This window comes from Thermodesulfobacteriota bacterium, assembly GCA_040758155.1.
Taxonomy (GTDB): domain Bacteria; phylum Desulfobacterota; class Deferrimicrobia; order Deferrimicrobiales; family Deferrimicrobiaceae; genus UBA2219.
Genome location: JBFLWB010000050.1, coordinates 1 through 19,803, shown reverse-complemented (window position 1 = coordinate 19,803; position 19,803 = coordinate 1). Strand labels below are relative to the sequence as shown.

The following is a 19,803-nucleotide window of genomic DNA, read 5'->3' as shown; positions in this document are numbered from 1 at the left end:
TCCCGCGATACCCGGGACGTGCTCAGCATCCTGGCCGGCCCGCCGCCGGCCGTGTTCACCACCCGCCCCGTCATCATGGGAACGCACGGGATGGTCACCTCGGGCCATTACCTCGCCTCCAGGATCGGGCTGCACATCCTGGAGGAGGGCGGGAACGCCGTGGACGCCGGCGTGGCGACGGGATTCGCCCTGGCCGTGCTGGAGCCTTATATCTACGGCATCGGCGGCGAGGTTCCGATCCTCATCCACCTGGCGGACGAGAAGCGGGTCGTGTGTCTCTCCGGCCAGGGGCCGGCGCCGCGGAAAGCGAGCATCGAGGGATTCCGGAGGGAGGGGATCGACTCCATCCCCGGCGACGGGCTGCTGGCCGCCGCCGTTCCCGACGCCGTCTCCACCTGGATCTTCGCCCTGTCGCGGTTCGGATCGATGCGGCTCGCGCAAGTGCTCGATCCCGTCATCGAACTTGCGAAGCGCGGGTTCCCCATGTTCGACCGGCTCCGCGGGGCCCTTGAGCGGAGCTCGGAGCTGTTCCTCCAGGACTGGCCTTCGTCGGCGAGGACGTTCCTCCCGGGAGGCCGGGTCCCGGACGTGGGGGAAATCTACACGCAGGAGGAGCTGGCGCGGATGTTCTCCACGCTCGCGGATGCGGAGCACCGGGAGCGGAGAAGGGGGCGCAGGGAAGCGCTGCAGGCCGCGCGCGACGTGTTTTATAAAGGAGAGATCGCGGAACGGATCGTCGAATTCGTTCAAGGAAGCCGGCTCCCGGACTCGACCGGCAGGCGCAACGGCGGACTGATCGGGAAGGAGGACCTTGCGGCATACGCCACCCGGATCGAAGAGCCCGTGACGGCCCGATACCGCGGGTACGACGTCTTCAAGTGCGGTCCGTGGTCCCAGGGCCCGGTATTCCTGCAGCAGCTCGCCATCCTCGAAGGGTACGACCTGGCCGCGCTGGGGCACAACACGCCGGAATACATCCACCTCCTTATCGAGACGGCCAAGTTGGCGTTCGCCGACCGGGAGCGGTATTACGGAGACCCGGAATTCGTCGATGTACCGCTCGGCGCGCTGCTTTCGAAGGAATACGCGGCGGCGCGCCGCGGGCTGATCGATCCCGCCCGCGCCTCGATGGAGCTGCGTCCCGGCGACGCGCCCGCGTATGCGCCCGTCGAGCGGAAAGGGGGCCTCGATATCCACAAGGGCGATACGACGCACCTGGACACGGCGGACCGGTGGGGAAACCTGATGTCCGCGACGCCCTCGGGCGGCTGGTTCCGGAGCTCGCCGGTCGTCGAGGGGCTGGGCTTCCCCCTCGGGACACGGATGCAGATGTTCTCCCTGGACCCCGGGCATCCCAACGCGCTCCTGCCGGGAAAGCGTCCCCGCACGACGCTCACGCCTTCGATGGCGATGAAGGACGGGCGGCCGTACATGGCGTTCGGCACGCCGGGGGCGGACCAGCAGGACCAGTGGTCGCTGCAGTTCTTCCTGAACGTCGTCGATTTCGGGATGAACCTCCAGGCCGCGGTGGACGCGCCCACGTTCCACACCAGCCACTTCCCCTCCTCCTTCCACCCGCACGGCGCGAATCCCGGGATGATGCACGCGGAGAGCCGTATCTCCGATACCACGATTTCCGCTCTGCGGGCGAAGGGGCACACGGTGGAGATGAACGGGGAATGGGCCCACGGGCGGGTGCTCGGGATCCGGTTCGACGCCGACAGCGGCGTGCTCTCCGGCGTTGCGACGGCGCGGCTGGAGACCGGCTACGCCATGGGCTGGTAGGAAGGCGAACGGAAAGGAGCGAAGGGCTCCCGCCGGGATTCCCGGGGGAGCCCTTCGCCGAAGGCGTTACACGGAGGCCCTGGAGACCCCCCCCTTCATCTTCTTCTTGAGCGTAGCCTGGGCCGCCGCGAGGCGCGCGACCGGCAGGCGGTACGGCGAGCCGCTCACGTAGGTGAGCCCGATCTCGTCGCAGAACTCGATGGAGTTGGGATCCACCTGCTCCCCGCAGATCCCCATCTTCATCCCCTTCTTGATCTTCCGGCTGCTCTGGATCGCCATCTTCATGAGCATGCCGACGCCCTTGCGGTCGAGGGTGATGAACGGGTCGTGCTCGAAGATCCCCTTCTCGACATAGATGGGCAGGAACCTCCCGGCGTCGTCCCGGGAAAGACCCCACGTCGTCTGGGTCAGGTCGTTCGTGCCGAAGGAGTAGAAATCGGCCTCCGGCGCGATCTCGTGGGCGAGCAGCGCCGCTCGGGCGATTTCGATCATGGTGCCCACGTCGTACTTCACGCGGACCTTGTACCGCTTCTGGACCTCGGTGGCGATCCGCACCGTCATCTCGCGCATCACCTTCAGCTCGCGGACGTCGGCGATGAGCGGGATCATGATCTCGGGGACGGCCTTGACCTTCTCCCGGGCCACCTCGCAGGCGGCCTCCATGATCGCCTGCACCTGCATCTCGGAGATCTCCGGGTAGGTGACGCCGAGGCGGCAGCCGCGGTGGCCTAACATGGGGTTGAACTCGTGCAGCGCCTTGTTCCGCGCCTTCAGCTTCTCCACGGGCACGCCCATGTCCTGCGCGATCTCCTCGATCTCCTCCTGTGTCTTGGGCAGGAATTCATGGAGGGGCGGATCGAGCAGGCGGATGGTGACCGGGAGGCCGTTCATGACCTTGAAGATCCCGATGAAGTCCTCGCGCTGCATCGGCAGGATCTTGGCGAGCGCCTTCCTGCGCCCTTCCGTGTCGTCCGCCAGGATCATCTCCCGGACCGCCTTCACCCGGTCGCCCTCGAAGAACATGTGCTCGGTGCGGACAAGGCCGATCCCCTCCGCCCCGAACTTCAGCGCCATGCGGGCGTCCTCCGGGGTGTCGGCGTTGGCACGCACCCCGAGCTCGCGGATCTCGTCGGCCCACTTCATGATGGTGTTGAAATCGCCGCTCAAGTCCGGCGGCACGAGCGCGACCTCGCCGAGGATGACCTCTCCGGTCGAGCCGTTCAGGGTGATGATGTCCCCTTCCCGGAACGTGTGCGGCCCGATGGTCATGACCTTCACGGACTCCTCGATGTGGACCGCGGTGCAGCCGGCCACGCAGCATTTCCCCATACCCCGCGCCACCACGGCCGCGTGGGAGGTCATCCCGCCCCGGGCGGTGAGGATCCCCTGGGCCGCGTGCATCCCGCCGATGTCCTCCGGCGAGGTCTCGGTGCGGACGAGTACGACTTTCTCCCCGCGGTTCTTCCACTGCTCGGCGTCCTCCGCGGTGAACACGACCTTCCCGACCGCGGCGCCAGGGGAGGCCGGAAGCCCCTTGGCGATGACCTGGACCTTCGCCTTCGGGTCGAACGACGGGTGCATGAGCCGCTCGAGCTGCTCCGGGTCGATCCGCAGGATGGCGGTCTTTTTATCGATCAGCTTCTCCTGGACCATGTCGATCGCGATCTTCAGGGAGGCGGCGGCGGTCCGTTTCCCGACGCGGGTCTGCAACATGTAGAGCTTCCCGTCCTGGACGGTGAACTCGATGTCGAGCATGTCCCTGTAATGGGCCTCGAGCTTCCGGTAGATCTGCTCGAGCTCCCTGTAGACCGCGGGCAGCGTCTTCTTCAGCTCGTCGATGTGGAGGGGGGTCCGGATCCCCGCCACGACGTCCTCGCCCTGCGCGTTGGAAAGGTATTCCGCGAAGAACCGCTTCTGGCCGGTGGAGGGATCGCGGGTGAAGCCGACGCCCGTCCCCGAGCTCTCCCCCATGTTCCCGAAGACCATCGCCTGGACGTTGCACGCCGTCCCGAGGTCGTGCGGGATGTTGTTGAGCTTCCGGTAGGTGGTCGCGCGGTCGGAGAACCAGGAGCCGAACACCGCGTTGACGGCGAGCTTGAGCTGCTGGATCGGGTCGTCGGGGAACTCCCTGCCCGTCTGCTTCGCGAAGATCCCCTTGAACGTCTGGACGAGCTCCCGCAGGTCGCCGGCCAGAAGCTCCGTGTCGAGCTTCGCCCCCCGGTTCGCCTTCATCTCCTCGAGCGCTTTCTCGAAGAGCGACCGCTCGATCCCCATGACGGTGGAGCCGAACATGGTGATCAGCCGCCGGTAGGTGTCGAGGACGAACCGCTCGTTGCCCGTCTTCGCGGCAAGCGCCTTCATGGTCGTCTCGTTCATCCCGAGATTCAGGACGGTGTCCATCATGCCGGGCATGGAGAACTTCGAGCCGGAGCGGACCGAGAGCAGGAGCGGGTCCTTCGCGCCGCCGAACTTCATCCCCATCGCCGCCTCGACCTTCTTCAGGTTTTCGAGGACCTGGTCCCACATGCCGGGAGGATACTTCTTTTTGTTCTCGAAATATTCGTTGCACGCCTCGGTGGTGATGGTGAACCCGGCGGGCACCGGGATCTTCAGGCGCGTCATGTTGGCGAGCCCCGCCCCCTTGCCGCCCAGCAGCTCCTTCATCGTCCCGGTCCCGTCCGCCTTCCCGCTTCCGAAGAAATACACGTACTTTTTCGCGCGCTTAGCCATCACTGCCCTCCGAGAGAGGCATGGTTGGTTTACAGATGCCATCATTATAAAGAAAAACGGGGCGAAAGGAACCACTTCCCTGGGGAAGCTCCCTTCCGCCCCGCTTCTTCCGACGAGCCGGCGAGACGCGCTTTGCCCCGCCCGCCGCCTCTTCCGGAATTACCGCGTTATTCCTTCGGCGCCTTGCTGGTCTGGGCCGCCAGGGTCGCCGCCGCTACGCCCTCGGCCCGGGCCTTTTTTTGCTTCACGAGATACTTGCCGAGACCGATGACGGCGACGATGAAGATGACGTCAACGGTGTAGATGAACCAGGAAGGGGTCGGCTGGCCGCCGAAGAGGGCGTTCGAAATGAACCCCGGCTGCCAAACGCCCTCCTTCATCATTCCCCCCACCCACGCGTCCGTGACGATCAGCTCGGCCGAGACTTTTCCGAGGACCGCGGCGCCGATGGTGACGATGACCGGGTACTTGTCCATCAGCATCGAGAGGAGCTGGCTGGTGCCGACGACAAAGGGGATGGAAACGATCAGGCCGAAGATCAGCAGGAAGATGTTGCCTCCCGACGCGCCGCCGACCGCCAGCATGTTGTCGAGGCTCATGACGAAGTCGGCGATGACGATCAGCTTGATCGCCTCCATCAGGCGGCTCGCCGATTCGACGTGCTCTTCCTCGTGCCCCTGCGTGAGCAGCTTCACCGCGATCCAGAAGATCGCCAATCCGCCGACGAACTTGAGCAGCGGGATCCGCAGCATCTGCGAAACCAGGGCGGTGCAGATGACGCGCAGCACGACCGCGGCGCCCGCGCCGAGGATGATACCCCATTTCCTCTGTTTGGGAGGAAGGTTTCGGACGGCCTGGGCGATGACGACGGCGTTGTCGCCCGCCAGGACCAGGTCGATCAGGATGATCTGTATGACCGCGGAGAAGAACGTCCAGTTGAAGGCGATCCAGCCGAACCAGCCGAAGTCGATCGCATCCGGCGGCTTCTCCATGACGCCGTGCGCAGCCGAACCCAGCAACTGGGGAAGGAAACTGTCGAAACCGAACAAGTTCAGCCAACTCAGGTCAAACATCACAGGCCTCCATCGAATATGGCATTGAGAAACATGGGCCTTACTCGGCCGTGACTTCCGCGGTCACGGCTTCCGCCTCGGCCTTCTTCTTCTTCATGATCAGCTTCCCGATGACGACGACGCCGACGATGAACAGGACCTCAACGACGTACTTGAGCCACACGGGCGGAGCAAACCATTTCACGACGAACGGATCGGTGATCATCATCTCGCCCGCGACCTTCCCGAGGACCGCGGCGCCGATGGTGATGATGATCGGGTACTTGTCCATCAGGTACGAGAGGAGATGGCTGGTGCCGACGACCAGGGGGATGCTCAAACCCAGCCCGAAGAGCAGCAGGAACACGTTCCCCTTGGAGGCGCCGCCGACCGCCAGCATGTTGTCGAGGCTCATGACCAGGTCCGCGATGACGATCAGCTTGATCGCCTCGTAGAGATTGTTGGCCTCGCCCGTCTTCTCCTCCTGGTGTCCCTGCGTCAGCAGCTTCACTGCGATCCAGGCGATCAGAGCGCCGCCGACGAACTTCAGGAGGGGGATTCTCAGCATCTGTGCAACGAACGCGGTGCAGACGACCCGCAGCAGGACCGCGGCGCCCGCCCCGAGGATGATGCCCCATTTCCTCTGCTTCGAGGGAAGGTTGCGCACGGCCATGGCGATGACGACGGCGTTGTCGCCGGCCAGGACCAGGTCGATCATGATGATGCTCAACAGCGCGGAGATGAACGTCCAGTCGAAGGAGATCCACCCCAAGATGCCCAGGTCGATCGCGCCCGGCGGCATCTCGGACGGCATGTTGACGCCTGCGCCCAGGAGCTGGGGCAGGAAGCTTTCGAAGGAAAACAGGTTCAGCCAACTCGCATCAAACATTCCAATCCTCCATCGTCACGGTTTTCCGCTACGGGGAACGGATTCGGTCGGTACGGTGGGTTTACGTTCGGTTCCGCATCGCTTTCCAGCAGTTCGAGATCGCCGCTTTCAGTGATGCCTTCGCCGCGGGGGCCTCGGCGGGACGGTACCCGAGGAGATCCCTCGCAAGGGAATCGGACAACTCCCAAGGATCGGCCAGAAAGGCGCTCCCCGTCCATTTTTCCCTGGGGATGCACTGGATCGCGGAGCGGGAGCCTGTGACGTCCCGGACCATCCCCGCGACCTCCTCCCAGGTGACGTAGACGGTGGAGAAGTTGAACGTCCGCTCGAACGCCTTCACGTTGCAGAGACAGCGGTCCAGCCCCTGCGCCAGGTCCGCCATGTGGAGGAAACTGCCGCCGGAATCCGCGGGGACCGACAGGGTGTCTCCCGCAGAGGCGGTCTTCAGCATTTCCCGCAGATGCTTCCCGCCGATTTCCTCCCCGTACGCCCACCAGAAGCGGACTACGGTGGACGGGACCTTTCCCGCCTTGCCGTACATGATGCACAGCTTCTCGGCGGCGGCCTTCGCGATCCCGTAAAGCGGCTTCCTCGCCTCTTCGACGAGGAGGGGATGCCCTTCATCGATCGGGGAATAGCGGGGCTTTCCGTACACCACGGCGGTGCTCGTATAGATAAGGTGCCGGACCTTGCGGGATGCCGCCTCCTCCAGGAGGTAGAGATGCCCCTTCAGGTCCTGCTCCAGCACTTCCAGGGGATCCTCGGAAAAGGACCAGGCCAGGTGGATGACGGCGTCCACCCCTTCGAGGGCCGCCTTCACGACATCCCTGTCCTCGAGCCCCCCCTGGACGACGGTGAATCTATCGCTCTTTATCGACCGGACGGGCTCCACGTTCTTGTCGACCACCCGGACGGAATAGCCCCGTTCCAGCAGCCACGCCGCCAGGTATCGTCCGCACGAACCCGCCCCGCCGGTGATCAGGATGTTCGACGCTTCCGTCATGACGCGCCAGTCTTAAGTTAATAATGGAAGCGGCCCGGGGAACCGATGGACCGGGATTCCCCAGACCGCTCCTTGACAGGCACAGAGCAAAAAAATATTACCACGAACGGTTCTCCATTGACATCGGCCTTTTTCCGGCCGATGTCGGGTGCCGCCTTCCTTAACCCGGTCCGACGCTGCTCTTCGCCTTCCTTTTCGCGAGGAAATCGGAAATCGTGGGCCAGAAAAAGATGATGATCGCTGCAATCATGAGCGGCAGCGCGATCGGGGGCGCGAACAGGACGAGAGGACTTCCGCCAGAGATCAGGAGCGCCTGCCGCAGCGCCGACTCGGCCATGTCGCCCAGGACGAGGGCCAGGACCATGGGGGCGAGCGGGTAATCGAGCTTCTTGAACAGGTACCCGAAGACTCCGAAGATGATCATGTAATAGATGTCGATCATGCGGTTGTTCACGGCGTAGGCGCCGATCGCGCAGACGTACACGATGATGGGCATGATGATCGCGAAACGGACCTTGAGGATCGCCGCGAAAAGCGGCGCGAATGCCATGACGATGAACAGGCCAAGGGTATTCCCGATCCAGCAGCTTCCAATGAAGCCCCAGACGAAATCGGCATGTTCCTTGAAGAGCATCGGTCCCGGCACAAGGCCGAAGATCATGAGACCGCCCATGATGACGGCCATGGTCGGGGATCCGGGGATTCCCAGGGTGATCATGGGGAGGGCCGCCGAGGTACCGGCCCCGTGAGCGGCCGCTTCGGGGGCGACGATGCCCTCCGGAGCGCCCTTTCCGAACGAATCCTTGTCCTTGGCCCCCTGCTTGGCGAAGCCGTACGCCATGAAGGAAGCGGGAGTGGCGCCGCCGGGCTTCAGACCCATCCAGCACCCGATGATCATGCCGAGAACCAGCGCCTTGTAGTTCTTGAACACTTCCAGCGATCCGTTCGCTATGTCTTTCAAGGTGATCCTGCCGGCCTTGCCTTCGATCTTAAGGCCTTCCTCAACCGTGAGGAAGATCTCGCCGAGGCCGAATAGACCGATGACCGCTACGATGAAGTTGAACCCGCCCATCAGGTCGATCGACCCGAACGTCAGGCGGAGCTGACCCGTGACGGTATCCATGCCGACGCAGGCCAGTGTGAATCCGACGAAGATGGAAACGCAGGTCTTTACGGCGTCCTTCCCGCCCAGCCCGACGAATGCGCTGAACGTGAGCATCATGACGCCGAAGATTTCGGCGGGGCCGAACCGCAGGGCGAATTCCGAGATGATCGGAGCGAAGAAGCTGAGCATGATGACGCCGAGGACCGCGCCGAAGAAATGGGACACGAAAGCAAGAACAAGAGCTCTTCCCGGCTCTCCTCTATGGGCCATTGGATAGCCGTCGAACGTGGCCGCCACCGACCATGGCTCCCCGGGGATGTTGAACAGGATGGAGGTGATGCTTCCACCGTACAGCGACCCCCAATAGATGCTCGCCAGGAGGATGATCCCCGCTATGGGAGGCATCGCAACCGTGAGCGGGATGAGGATGGCCACTCCATTCGCACCGCCAAGGCCGGGGAGAACGCCGACGATCACGCCGAGAACCAACCCGATCATTGCGACCAGGAAGTTGTACGGCTGTGCCGCGACGCTGATGCCCAACCACAGGTTATGCATGTTCTCTGCCACGTTGATCTCCCTCCAATATCAAAATGGAAGCATTATCCCAGCAGTGGAGCAATCATATCTCCCAGCATCCCCCCGGGCAGCGGAATCAGGAACAGCCTGTCGAAAACGACATACAGGGCGACAGGGAACAAAAAGCCCACGAGTAAGCACTTGTATATTTCGATCTTCCCGACCACCTTCATGTAAAAAATGATGTAAACCATTGCCGCCACGTGAAGCCCGAGGATCGGGACGATCATGACCATGACGGTGGACGGAATCAGGACCCACAGAATCGGCGTCAGGCCCCCCTCCGGGATCAGCGGCTTACCTGGGCCTTCCTTCAGTTTCTTGATCCCTTTGAAGAGAACGATGGCCGATCCGCCAACCGTGCCAATCGCCAGGTAAAACGGCAGGAATCCGGGGCCGGGACCGGCAACCGGATCCCATCTGAATCCCAACCGTATCGCGTCGTAGAGAATAAGCAATCCGAAGCACAGCAGGAAAACAGCAAGCCACACATTCGCCTTACGCATCTTCCCTCCCCATCATGACCGATATGTTGAAGCGGAGCGGGCGGAGGAAGCGGGCGGGAATGACCCGCTTCCCCCCGTCCGTCGACTTCCCTTGGGACTTCTACTTCAACAGACCGCCTTTCGCCATGAGTTCCTTGGTATCCTTTTCCTTCACCTCAAGCCACTTCACGAAATCGGCCCCGGTGATGTATGCAGGCTTCAGACCCATATCGGACATGTATTTCGTCCATTCCGGAGTCTCGGTGACCTTCTTGAAGAGGTTCACGTAGAAGTCGATCTCTTCCTGCTTCACGCCGGGCGCCATGAAGATGCCGCGGAGCATCAGGTAAGCGACGTCCTTCCCGGTGGTCTCTTTCAGCGTCGGGATGGTCTTCCAGTCGGGGGTAGTCATCCGCTCGCTGTCGATGAGAGCCAACGGACGAAGTCTCCCGGCCTTCCAGTGGCTGACGGCCTCGGCCGGGTTGTTGACCGTGGAATCGACGTGCTTGCCGACGAGCTCGACCGCGACCGCGCCGCCGCCCTTGAACGGGACGTAGTTGAACTTCAGGCCGTAGACCTGCTCGAGGAGGACCGTGATGATCTGGTCTTCCTGCTTCGCGCCGGTGCCGCCCATCGTGAACTTGCCGGGGGTCTTCTTGACGGCCTCGAAGTAATCGTTCGGGGTTTTGTACGGGGTTTCGGCATTCACCCAGAGGACGAAGTAGTCGAGCGCCAGCCGGGCGACCGGAGTCATGTCTCTCCAGTTGAAGGGAACGCCCGTCGCCAGAGGAGTGGTGAACAGGTTGTCGAGGGTGATGATGATGACGTGCGGGTTGCCCTTCTGGCTCTTCACGTACATGAAGCCTTCCGCCCCTGCACCGGCGGACTTGTTGATGACCACGAAGGGTTTGGGGGAGAGCTTGTGCTTGGAGACGATCGGGGCGATGAACCGGGCCATGACGTCCGCGCCGCCGCCGGCGCCGGCCGGGATGATGAATTCGACGGGCATCTTCGGCTCCCAGGCCTTCGCCGTTCCGACCGCGGTGAATACCAGCGCCAAAGAGCAAGCCACAACGATCCAAATCTTCAGCCCAGAAAACCTTCCGCTCATGGATTACACCCCCCATGCGTTAGTTTTTTGAAGCCTACTTCAAAAACCCATACACCTGCCTCCTCCCTTCTTTTGGAGCATCCCCTGGATGTGATCGAACATGCGAGATGTTCGTCTATCCTCCGACCCGCGGCTACCCCGGACAGCCCTTAAAACGCGGCGTCTCGAAAAGCCTTCAGGCGCAGTGTCCCGGCCATGCGTCCGGAGGGGACAACCTGGACACCCGGCCGGGACCGTATCCATCTTTTCTGCAAGGATAGACGATTTTGACAAATTTGCATTCAAAAAATTCGTGCTCCGGACACGAGCGAGGGACACGGGTTTCCCCGTGTCCCTCCGCTCCGACGTGCCGTAATTACGCTTCTTCTCTGGGACCGAGGACCGGGATCTCGATCGGCTTCCCGGGGGCCTTCACCTTCGCCGTGATGAACGCCTGCATCTTGGCGATGTGCTCCTCGTTCAGGTGGTTGAACCGCTCCTGGCCCTTCATGTACTCCTTCACCGGCTTGTACGTCTTCGGGATGTGCTGATAGGTGTACTCGCCGTTCTCCCATTCGTAGTTCGTCCAGAAGCCGGTCTCGACCGCCAGCTTCGCGACGCGAACGGTGTCCTTGCAGTCGTACAGCCAGCCCTTCGGGCAGGGGCAGTGGATGTGGACGAACGCCGGGCCCTTGTAGTTCAGGCCCTTGCGGCACTTGTTGATCAGGTCGACCGGGTAACCGACCGACGCCGTCGCGACATAGTGCAGCGCGGGATGGCCGCCGATGAAGAGCTGCGGCGGGTCTTTCGGGAACAGCTTCTTGCCTTCGGGGATCATCTTCCCGGGAGGCGTGAAGGTGGTCTTGCCGCCGTACGGGGTCATCGGAGAGGTCTGGATGCCCGTGTTGGCGTAGGACTCGTTGTCATACATGACGAAGAGGACGTCGTGACCGCGGTACATCATGGCGGAAGCCGCCTGAAGACCGATGTCGATCGCGCCGCCGTCGCCGGCCATGACGACGATGTTCGGCAGGGGGCCCTTGTACTTGCCCTTGCGGATCAGGACGTTGTACGCCGCCTCGATACCGGAGGCGACGGCGCCGCCGTTCGTGATCTGGCAGTGCGTCCAGGCATAGGCGAACGGGGTGCACATATAGGAGCAGTTCGCCACGTACATGCAGCCCGTCGGGCCGAGGAAGATCGAGTTCTGGCCGGCGGCCTTGGAGACCAGCTTGTAGCAGAGAGCCGGGCCGCAGCCCGCGCAGGTCCGGTGACCAGGAACGTAATACTCCTTCTGGTCGACACCGCGGAGGTTCTTGATCAGTTCCATTTCCTGAGTCGGAATTTGTGCCATTTTATATCACTCCTTTATTCGTATCCGCAGAGTTGATTACTTAGATCCCGTTGTCGAAGCCGACCCAGTACACGTACTGATCGACCTTGCCCTGCTTCGCGTTCTTCTCGAGGATCTTCGCCATGTTGTAGAACTCCTCGAGGGAGATGACTTCGCCGCCCAGACCGGCCATGAACGAGCAGCAGGCCGGCTGCTTCGGAGAGTCATACAGGGAGGCGCGGACTTCGTGCTGCAGCTCGCCGCCCTTCATCGCGCCGCCGTAGCAGGTCTGCGACTCGACAACGCCGACGGCCTTGAACTTCGAGAGAACTTCGCAGATCTGAGCGGTCGGCCAGGGACGGACGAAGCGGAGCTTCACCATACCGACCTTCGCGCCCTTCTTGCGGAGGTGGTCCACCGCGAACCGGGCGGTGCGGCAGTGGGCGCCCTGGAGGAAGAACACGTAGTCGGCGCCGTCGGTCTTGTACTCTTCGAGCCACACCGGGTAGTCACGACCCATCTGCTTGTTGTAGTCGGCAATGGCCTGCTCGATGACTTTCGGGGTGTTCAGGAACGCCTGCGCTCTCTGCAGGTCGATCGCCGGCCCCTGGTCCGGGAAGATCTGCGGGCCGTGGTTGGTCGGGTTCTGCGGATTCAGGGCGTGGGGGCAGTTGTACGGAGGCAGATATTCATCGACCGCCGCCTGGTCCGGGATGCTGACCTTGCCCGGGATGTGCGACACGAAATAGCCGTCCTGCACCTGCCACTGCGGCAGCATGACCTTCGGGTCTTCGCCGACACGATAGTAGATGATGCAGTTGTCCATGGACTCCTGCGGAGTCTCGGCCCAGCCGAGGATCCACCCCTGGTTGTCGACGGACTTGACGTCGGTGTGCTCGGAACCGAAGTCGCCGGGGGGGTCGTATGCACGGTCTGCGATCGCCATCTGGCACGGATACCGGCCACCGGAGATCGGGGAGTACACTTCCATCGCGTACGCGACGCCGACGCCCGAGGAGCCGGTGTACGCGCGCGCGCCGGCCGCGGACGCGCCCTGGGTCACGGAAACCTGGGCATGCTCGCCTTCGCCGTGGATGAACTCGGCATCCAGCTCGCCGGCCGCCACCATTCTGGACAGCTCCATCATGATGCCGGTGTAGGGACGGATCGGGTACGAGGTGATGACCTCAACTCTCGCCAACTTGGCGCCGTTTGCAGTGGCGGCGCAACCTGCCATGTAAGCTTCTTTCGGCATGTGAATTCTCCTCCTGGGATCTAGTAAGGCTTATCAAGACGGGCGACGCCGCCTTTGAAATTCAGTTCGTTCTCGAGCCGCAGCGCATCGGCGGGGCACTCTTCGACGCAGATTCTGCAGCCTTTGCAGTAGATGGGATCCCACACCATCTTCTCGGACTTCGGATCCAGGTGCCAGCAGCTGTCCGGGCAGAAGATGAAGCAGTTCAGGCAGGTGGTGCACTTCTCGTGATCGATCACCGGGCGCTCGATCCGCCAGTTCCCGGTCTTCATCATCGGCTGCTCGCCAACCGGGGCCGGAACCACAGCGCCGTCGGCGATTTCGAGGTGCTTGGGGATCCGGAACTTCTCGCAATACAGAGGACTCATGTTTTTCTCCTTCCAGGCCTTATAAAGTTTTCACTACGGCGGTCTTGGCGCCTTCCTTCACACCCGCCTTGTTCGCCGCGGAGGCGACGACGTTGTCCAACGGGAACTTGTCGCAAACCTTGGTCGCCGCGCCGCAGAGCGGAGCCGCGATGCCCACGCCGACCGAAACGGCTTCCACGCCGCCTTCCGAACCCATGAAGTCGACGCTCTCGAGGCCCGTGCCGCCCGCGATGCCGGTGGCATCTACGCACACGAAGCTCGACAGGACGTCCTTGTTCGGGATCAGGGCGAGGAGCTCATCCGCCGACCGCTTGGTATTGACGACGAGCGCGGTTCCCTTGGGGGCGCCGCGGAGGATGTCGATGCCCTTGATGATCGTATCGTCCATGACGATGACGAGCTGCGGATGGTCGTTCTCGTAGATGTACCGCATCTCGATCTCTTCGTCGCTGACGCGGACATACTTGCGAAGGGGAACCTGCACGCGGTCCGGAAGGTCCGCGTAGTTGTCCCAGGCCTGCACGAACTTGCCGGTTTTGCCGGCGGCGTTTGCGAGAACCAGCGACAGGTGACGACCCTCCATGTCCTGGATCACGCCACGGCACCAAATCGTTACTTCAAACACATCTGCCATTTTGTCCTTCCTCCTTCGTTTGTCTACGGATTGATACGAACTTCACGGCTACTTCCGGGTTCACCTCCTTTCCTGTCGGCCTCTGCTCAACTCCTCTTTCTTCCTGCCGCGCTTTCTCTCCATCACTTCGAACAGGCTGCTCTCTATGTCCGACACATGCTCGCGCATGAGATTCGCCGCGCCTTCCGCGTCCCGCGCCTTGATGGCCTCGAGCATCTGGCGGTGGCGCTGGATCGATTTCTCGGGCCGCCCTTCGACCTGCAGGTAATTGTCCCGGCTTTCGACCAGCAGGCTCATGCTGTGGTCGACGATGCTGAGAAGGAACCGGTTCCTCGCCGCGCTCGCCAGCAGGTAATGGAAGTTCCTGTCGTTCTCGATCCCGGAGCTGCCTTCGGAGATCGCCCGCTCCTGGAGCGCCAGCGTCCTTTCCATCAGGTCGATCTCTTCCTCGGTCGCCCGCTCCGCCGCGAGGTAGGCGAGCTGCGACTCGATCAGGCGGCGCATCTCGAAGAGCTCCCTCTGGCCGTCCTTTTCGGAGGAGATGACGGAGGCCAGCGGGTTGACGAGCGATTCGAGCGGGGTCTTCGCGATGTACGTGCCGTTGCCCTGCCGGCTTTCGAGAAGCCCCTGGCTCTCGAGGGACCGGATGGCCTCGCGGACGGAAGACCGGCTCACGCGGAAAACCTCCGCGAGCTCCCGCTCCACGGGAAGCTGATCGCCGCACTTGAACCGGCCCTTGTCGATCATGTCCTTGATCTTGGCAACGATTTCCTCGTAGACCCTCGTCTTCTTGACCGGCTTGAAGAGCCTTAACTTCTTCTTCACCCGTGCTCCCCCGAGGACGAAATGGGCCTTACTGCTTCAGCGCACGGGACTTGATCGTCGCGGCCGCGCCCGTCTGGTCGGTCACCTGCTCGAAATGCGCGCTCTGGATCGTCAGGCGGGAGAAGTCGGGCTTTTCCTCCCGGACCAGCGCTTCCTCGACGACCTGCATGACCGCCTTCTTGCACAGCGTCTCGAGATCGGCCCCGGTCCACCCGTCGGTGTTCCCGGCGAGCGCGTCGATGTCGACTTCGGAGCGGAACGGGAGGGTCTGCAGGAACATCTGCAGGATCTCGACGCGCTCCTCCTTCGCGGGAAGCGGGAACTCGATGATCGAGTCGAAGCGGCCCGCCCGGAGGAGGGCCGGCTCCATCAGGTCGATCCGGTTGGTGGCGGCGAGGATCATGACGCCGAGGGAGCTCTGGAGGCTGTCGAGCTCCCGGAAGAGCTGGCTGACGATCCGCTGGGAGATCTGGCCGGAATCCTCCGCCGTCCGGGCCGGAGCCATGGCCTCTATCTCGTCGAAGAAGAGGATGCAGGGCGACGCCTGCTTGGCGCGCTTGAACACCTCCCGCAGCCCCTTTTCCGATTCCCCGACCCACTTCGACAGCAGGGTGGGGGGATCGACGGTGAAGAGCGTCATCCCCATCTCGCCGGCGATGGCCTTCGCCATGAGGGTCTTGCCGGTCCCGGACGGGCCGGAGAAGATCACGCCGCGGGGCGGGTTCAGGCGGGATTCCGCGAACAGCGCCTGGCCCCGCAGCGGCAGCCGCATCATGGACAGCAGGTTCTTCTTGATCTGGTGCAGCCCGCCGACGTCCTTGAAGAAGACGTTGGGCCGCTCGCTCATGAACTCGCGCGTCGAGGTGGGCTCGACCTCCTTGTAGGCGGTCATGAAGTCCTCGTTGGTCACCTTGACCTGCTCCTTGCTGTCCAACGTGGGCTTCTGGTCCACTTCGAACTTGACCGAGGGCATGAGGCGGCGCAGCGCCGCCATGCCGGCTTCCGTGCAGAGGGCGGAGATGTCGGCGCCGACGTAGCCGTGGGTGATCTCGGCCAGGCGCTCCAGGTCGACGTCGTCCGCCAGCGGCATCTTGCGGGAGTGGATCTTCAGGATCTGGAGGCGCTCATGCCGCTTCGGAACGCCGATGGTGATCTCGCGGTCGAACCGGCCGGGGCGCCGGAGGGCGAAGTCGACGAGCTCCGGCATGTTGGTCGCGCCGATGATGACGATCTCGCCGCGGGAGACCAGGCCGTCCATCAGCGCCAGGAGCTGCGCGACCACGCGCTTTTCCACGTCGCCGACGACGGTGGCGCGCTTCGGGGCGAGGGCGTCCATCTCGTCGAAGAAGATGATGGCGGGGGCGTTCTTCCGGGCTTCCTCGAAGACCGCCCGGAGCTTGGCCTCGCTCTCCCCGTAGAACTTGTGGATGAGTTCGGGGCCGTTCACGTGGAGGAAGTGGGCCCGCACCTCGTTGGAGATGGCGCGCGCGATGAGGGTCTTGCCGGTTCCCGGGGGCCCCGAGAGGAGCACTCCCTTGGGAGGGTCGATCCCGAGCTGGGCGAACAGCTCGGGGAACTTCAGCGGCAGCTCGATCATCTCGCGGACGTGTCCGAGCTCCTTCTCGAGGCCGCCGATGTCCTCGTAAGAGGTCCGCGTCGCCTTCTCGGAGGCGAAATCGGTGCCGCGGAAGGTGATGTCCGTGTGCGCGGTGACCCGCAGGGCGCCGCGGGGGCTGGCGCCCTCGACCATGTAGAACACCGGCCGGGTGCCGAACATGGTGATCTGGATCCGGTCGCCCATGGTGACGTGGAGGCCGGAAATGAGGTGCCGGATATGGGGGATCTCCTGGTCTTTCGGAAGCGGGCTGCGGACATCGACCGGCGCCAGGATGATGCTGTCGGCCTGCTTGTAGGGGACCTTCTGGACGGTGCATTCCTCGTCTACCGAGACCTGCGCGTTGTCGCGCGTGATGCCGTCCATCAGGACGAGCCCCTGGCCGCAGAAATGCTGGGGAGCGTGCGCAGCGCGGGCCACCGTGGCGCGGCGGCCGGTGATCAGGAGGCAGTCGCCGGGGATCGCGTGCATGCGGTCCAGATCTTCCGGATCCAGGCGCGCAAGCCCCTTCCCTTCATCCTCGATAAATGCCTTGGTGACTTTCAGTGAAAAATCGTCTTTGGATTTCGGCACCGTTCGTCGCCTCGACGTGGGATGTATGATGCGGCGAATCTGTATACTGAATACAAACAGATGGTCCGACCAAAATATTATTGGACCGGCCCCCCCGTGTCAAGGGAAAACTGGCGGAGAGGGGAATAAGCAACGGTTCCGATTAGTTACGTATTCCCGCCGCTTACGCTTCCCTGCCCCCCCGGCGGCGCTTTTCGCGTTCCCGCCGGGAGGGTTAGGGGATATTTTCGCGATTTGAGGGAATATTCGCCTGCGTTTTCAGCTCGGTCCGCCGCAATGGTGCACGAGGACGGGGACCTTCGACTGCGCGATGATCTTGGTGGCCAGCGTCCCGAACAGCGAGCCGAACAGGCCGGAGTTGCCGTGGGTCGAGATGAAGATCAGGTCGCACTTCTTCTCGGAGGCGACCTTCAGGATTCCGTCCACGGGGTTCTCTCCGGGGAGGTGGGCCAGTTCGCAGGGCACGCCGATGCTGTCGCACATCTTCTTCGCCACGGAGAGGGCCGCGCCCGCCTCTTCCTTCTTCGTCTCGTCCGCGCCCAACATGGCTTCCTTCGCACGGGCGGCGTCGGAGGCGCTGGCCAGCTCCTTCACGTCGTACAGCTTCAGGATATCCTGCGAGGAGAGCTTCCCCGTCACGCAGACCGCCGTCACCTTCGCGCCCATCCCCTTGGCGAGCTGCACGCCGTGACAGACGCCGAACCGGCACTTGCCCAAACCATCCGTTGGCAGCAGGACATTCTTGTACATTCCGCCCTCCTTGTTATTTGCCGGGCGTTCCCCGGACAACGGACAATATTATTCGGTTCGAAGCCCCCGGCCTGTCAAGCGATATCGCCCCGGGCGCCCGCGCGGGCAGGAAAAAAGGGGCGCGGGCCGAAGCCGCCCGCAGCCCCTCCGATAGGCATGGTCGGGATGACTGGATTTGAACCAGCGACCCCCTGGTCCCGAACCAGGTGCTCTACCAGGCTGAGCCACATCCCGACGCGAAAGACGATTATCCTACCAACGGCCCCGCCGGGTCGTCAATAGGGAGATTGCCCTCCTCCACCCCCATTAAAACCCCATCGGCTCGCCGCACAGGAGCACGGTGATGTCCGAAAGCGGCGGCTTCCGTTCGATGATGGAATAGACGCGGCAGATGCGCTGGGGGGAGTCGCAGTCGCTGCAAAAGCCGGTGGAAGCGCAGGGCGTGGAAAGCTGCAGGCGCCTTGCGTTCCGGGGGGCCGCCGTCGACTTGATCCGCCGCATCCCCTCCGGCACGTCGGCCACGACCTTGTTCGCCCCCGCGACCACGACGATCTTCTTCGGCCCGAAGGTCATCGCGTTCGTCCGGTTCCCGTTCATGTCCATGTTGACGAGGCAGCCGTCCAGCGTGACCGCGTTGGTCCCCGTCAGGAAGAGGTCGCAGGTGAGCTGCGCCATGCGGGTGGCGGCCTTCTCCCCGGCGGGGACGCGGCCGTGGTCCAGCAGCCGCTTTCCCTTCCCCTCGAGGGCCTCGTGGATCCCCAGCTCCGCGACGGTCATCGAGCCGCCGAAGCCGATGGTGAGCGCCGTCCCGCACTCCTGCAGCACGCGGGACCGGACGGCCTCCCGGTCGGGGAGGAACAGCGCGTCGAACCCGTTCTTCCGCAGAGCGTCCACGCAGCGCTTTCCCCGCTGCGCGAGATGCCACAAACCCACCTCCAGCCGGTCCACGTCGCCTCCTTCCCGGGGATCGGCCTTCACGCCTTCAGGCCGACCGCCGCACGGATGTTCCGGCGCATGCGCCCGATCGTCTCGCCGTAGTCCGGCGTGCCGAAGATCCCCGAGCCCGAGACGATCACGTTCGCGCCCGCGGCCGCCACTTCGCCGATATTGTCCGCCTTGATCCCCCCGTCCACCTGGATGTCCACGTCCGGCTTCGCGCGAAGGAGCTGAGACCGGAGCTGCCCGATCTTCCCCAGCGATGCGGGCAGGAAGGCCTGCCCCCCGAAGCCGGGGTTCACGCTCATGAGAAGAACCATGTCCACATCCTGCAGGACCCACTCGATCGCGGACAGCGGCGTGGACGGATTGAGCGCCACCCCCGCTTTCTTCCCCAGCTCCCGGATCCGGGCGAGCGCCCTCTGGAGATGCGGGGTCGCCTCCGCGTGGATCGTGACGATGTCGGCGCCCGCCTCCACGAAGGATTCGATGTACCGTTCGGGCTCCACGATCATCAGGTGGACATCCAGCGGGACCTTGGCGAGCTTCCTCATCGCCGCGACCACGAATGAGCCGATCGTGATGTTGGGGACGAACCGTCCGTCCATGACATCCACGTGGAGCATGTCGGCGCCCGCCTTCTCGATGTCCCGGATCTCCTCGGCGAGCCGGCCGAAGTCGGCGGACAGCAGCGACGGCGCAATGTAATATTCCATGGCGCTCCCCGTACCTTTCACTTTTCCCTTTCCGGGTATCGTAACATCAAAACAGGGACGTCAGAACCGGGACGTTCCTG

General features: G+C 63.4%; 17 protein-coding genes and 1 tRNA gene. 1 reads left to right on the top strand and 17 read right to left on the bottom strand.

The annotated features are described in order from the left end of the window. Nucleotides 1-1,785 (top strand): gamma-glutamyltransferase family protein (locus AB1346_03175; protein MEW6719430.1); only part of this gene is annotated, 1,785 nt, incomplete at its 5' end. 66 nt (nucleotides 1,786-1,851) lie between these two features. Here the strand turns inward: AB1346_03175 and ppdK are convergent. From ppdK to rpe, 17 genes are all read right to left on the bottom strand, one after another. After that, nucleotides 1,852-4,515, bottom strand: coding sequence for a pyruvate, phosphate dikinase (gene ppdK, locus AB1346_03170; GenBank protein ID MEW6719429.1), 2,664 nt, complete (start codon nucleotides 4,513-4,515; stop codon nucleotides 1,852-1,854). A 167-nt stretch (nucleotides 4,516-4,682) separates the two neighbouring features. Beyond that, complete coding sequence (locus AB1346_03165) at nucleotides 4,683-5,588, bottom strand: TerC family protein (protein MEW6719428.1); 906 nt, start codon at nucleotides 5,586-5,588, stop codon at nucleotides 4,683-4,685. A 40-nt stretch (nucleotides 5,589-5,628) separates the two neighbouring features. Next, on the bottom strand, nucleotides 5,629-6,456 hold the full coding sequence (locus tag AB1346_03160; GenBank protein MEW6719427.1) for a TerC family protein: 828 nt from the start codon (nucleotides 6,454-6,456) through the stop codon (nucleotides 5,629-5,631). Between the two features lie 61 nt (nucleotides 6,457-6,517). Next, on the bottom strand, nucleotides 6,518-7,459 hold the full coding sequence (locus tag AB1346_03155; GenBank protein MEW6719426.1) for an NAD(P)-dependent oxidoreductase: 942 nt from the start codon (nucleotides 7,457-7,459) through the stop codon (nucleotides 6,518-6,520). 160 nt (nucleotides 7,460-7,619) lie between these two features. Further along, the gene (locus tag AB1346_03150) at nucleotides 7,620-9,134 is read right to left on the bottom strand and encodes a tripartite tricarboxylate transporter permease (GenBank protein MEW6719425.1); all 1,515 of its coding nucleotides are present in this window, start codon (nucleotides 9,132-9,134) and stop codon (nucleotides 7,620-7,622) included. 32 nt (nucleotides 9,135-9,166) lie between these two features. Continuing rightward, the gene (locus tag AB1346_03145) at nucleotides 9,167-9,649 is read right to left on the bottom strand and encodes a tripartite tricarboxylate transporter TctB family protein (protein MEW6719424.1); all 483 of its coding nucleotides are present in this window, start codon (nucleotides 9,647-9,649) and stop codon (nucleotides 9,167-9,169) included. A 100-nt stretch (nucleotides 9,650-9,749) separates the two neighbouring features. Beyond that, on the bottom strand, nucleotides 9,750-10,739 hold the full coding sequence (locus tag AB1346_03140; GenBank protein ID MEW6719423.1) for a tripartite tricarboxylate transporter substrate-binding protein: 990 nt from the start codon (nucleotides 10,737-10,739) through the stop codon (nucleotides 9,750-9,752). A gap of 355 nt (nucleotides 10,740-11,094) precedes the next feature. Continuing rightward, nucleotides 11,095-12,048, bottom strand: coding sequence for a thiamine pyrophosphate-dependent enzyme (locus AB1346_03135; protein MEW6719422.1), 954 nt, complete (start codon nucleotides 12,046-12,048; stop codon nucleotides 11,095-11,097). 64 nt (nucleotides 12,049-12,112) lie between these two features. Next, nucleotides 12,113-13,306: an oxalate oxidoreductase subunit alpha gene (locus AB1346_03130; protein MEW6719421.1), complete on the bottom strand. Its 1,194-nt coding sequence runs from the start codon at nucleotides 13,304-13,306 to the stop codon at nucleotides 12,113-12,115. A 20-nt stretch (nucleotides 13,307-13,326) separates the two neighbouring features. Next, nucleotides 13,327-13,674 (bottom strand): 4Fe-4S binding protein, encoded by a 348-nt coding sequence (locus AB1346_03125; protein MEW6719420.1) that lies wholly within the window; start codon nucleotides 13,672-13,674, stop codon nucleotides 13,327-13,329. A 19-nt stretch (nucleotides 13,675-13,693) separates the two neighbouring features. Further along, nucleotides 13,694-14,269: a 2-oxoacid:acceptor oxidoreductase family protein gene (locus tag AB1346_03120; GenBank protein ID MEW6719419.1), complete on the bottom strand. Its 576-nt coding sequence runs from the start codon at nucleotides 14,267-14,269 to the stop codon at nucleotides 13,694-13,696. Nucleotides 14,270-14,368: 99 nt separating this feature from the next. After that, a complete protein-coding gene (locus tag AB1346_03115; protein ID MEW6719418.1) occupies nucleotides 14,369-15,133 on the bottom strand; it encodes a FadR/GntR family transcriptional regulator in 765 nt (254 codons plus the stop codon). A gap of 28 nt (nucleotides 15,134-15,161) precedes the next feature. Further along, nucleotides 15,162-17,321, bottom strand: a complete 2,160-nt coding sequence (locus AB1346_03110; GenBank protein MEW6719417.1) for an AAA family ATPase — start codon at nucleotides 17,319-17,321, stop codon at nucleotides 15,162-15,164. 258 nt (nucleotides 17,322-17,579) lie between these two features. Further along, the gene (locus tag AB1346_03105) at nucleotides 17,580-18,071 is read right to left on the bottom strand and encodes a universal stress protein (GenBank protein MEW6719416.1); all 492 of its coding nucleotides are present in this window, start codon (nucleotides 18,069-18,071) and stop codon (nucleotides 17,580-17,582) included. A 157-nt stretch (nucleotides 18,072-18,228) separates the two neighbouring features. Continuing rightward, a tRNA-Pro gene (locus AB1346_03100) sits at nucleotides 18,229-18,305 on the bottom strand. Between the two features lie 72 nt (nucleotides 18,306-18,377). Then, the gene (locus AB1346_03095; protein ID MEW6719415.1) at nucleotides 18,378-19,019 is read right to left on the bottom strand and encodes a lactate utilization protein; all 642 of its coding nucleotides are present in this window, start codon (nucleotides 19,017-19,019) and stop codon (nucleotides 18,378-18,380) included. 26 nt (nucleotides 19,020-19,045) lie between these two features. Then, a complete protein-coding gene (gene rpe, locus AB1346_03090) occupies nucleotides 19,046-19,723 on the bottom strand; it encodes a ribulose-phosphate 3-epimerase (protein ID MEW6719414.1) in 678 nt (225 codons plus the stop codon). Nucleotides 19,724-19,803 lie beyond the last annotated feature (80 nt).

Excerpts from the sequence above, each read along its gene's own strand:
- AB1346_03165 (MEW6719428.1), bottom strand. The coding sequence starts at position 5,588 with ATGTTTGACCTGAGTTGGCTGAACTTGTTCGGTTTCGACAGTTTCCTT.
- AB1346_03140 (MEW6719423.1), bottom strand. The coding sequence starts at position 10,739 with ATGAGCGGAAGGTTTTCTGGGCTGAAGATTTGGATCGTTGTGGCTTGC.
- ppdK (MEW6719429.1), bottom strand. The coding sequence starts at position 4,515 with ATGGCTAAGCGCGCGAAAAAGTACGTGTATTTCTTCGGAAGCGGGAAG.
- AB1346_03155 (MEW6719426.1), bottom strand. The coding sequence starts at position 7,459 with ATGACGGAAGCGTCGAACATCCTGATCACCGGCGGGGCGGGTTCGTGC.
- AB1346_03160 (MEW6719427.1), bottom strand. The coding sequence starts at position 6,456 with ATGTTTGATGCGAGTTGGCTGAACCTGTTTTCCTTCGAAAGCTTCCTG.
- AB1346_03125 (MEW6719420.1), bottom strand. The coding sequence starts at position 13,674 with ATGAGTCCTCTGTATTGCGAGAAGTTCCGGATCCCCAAGCACCTCGAA.
- AB1346_03135 (MEW6719422.1), bottom strand. The coding sequence starts at position 12,048 with ATGGAACTGATCAAGAACCTCCGCGGTGTCGACCAGAAGGAGTATTAC.
- AB1346_03145 (MEW6719424.1), bottom strand. The coding sequence starts at position 9,649 with ATGCGTAAGGCGAATGTGTGGCTTGCTGTTTTCCTGCTGTGCTTCGGA.
- rpe (MEW6719414.1), bottom strand. The coding sequence starts at position 19,723 with ATGGAATATTACATTGCGCCGTCGCTGCTGTCCGCCGACTTCGGCCGG.
- AB1346_03130 (MEW6719421.1), bottom strand. The coding sequence starts at position 13,306 with ATGCCGAAAGAAGCTTACATGGCAGGTTGCGCCGCCACTGCAAACGGC.
- AB1346_03105 (MEW6719416.1), bottom strand. The coding sequence starts at position 18,071 with ATGTACAAGAATGTCCTGCTGCCAACGGATGGTTTGGGCAAGTGCCGG.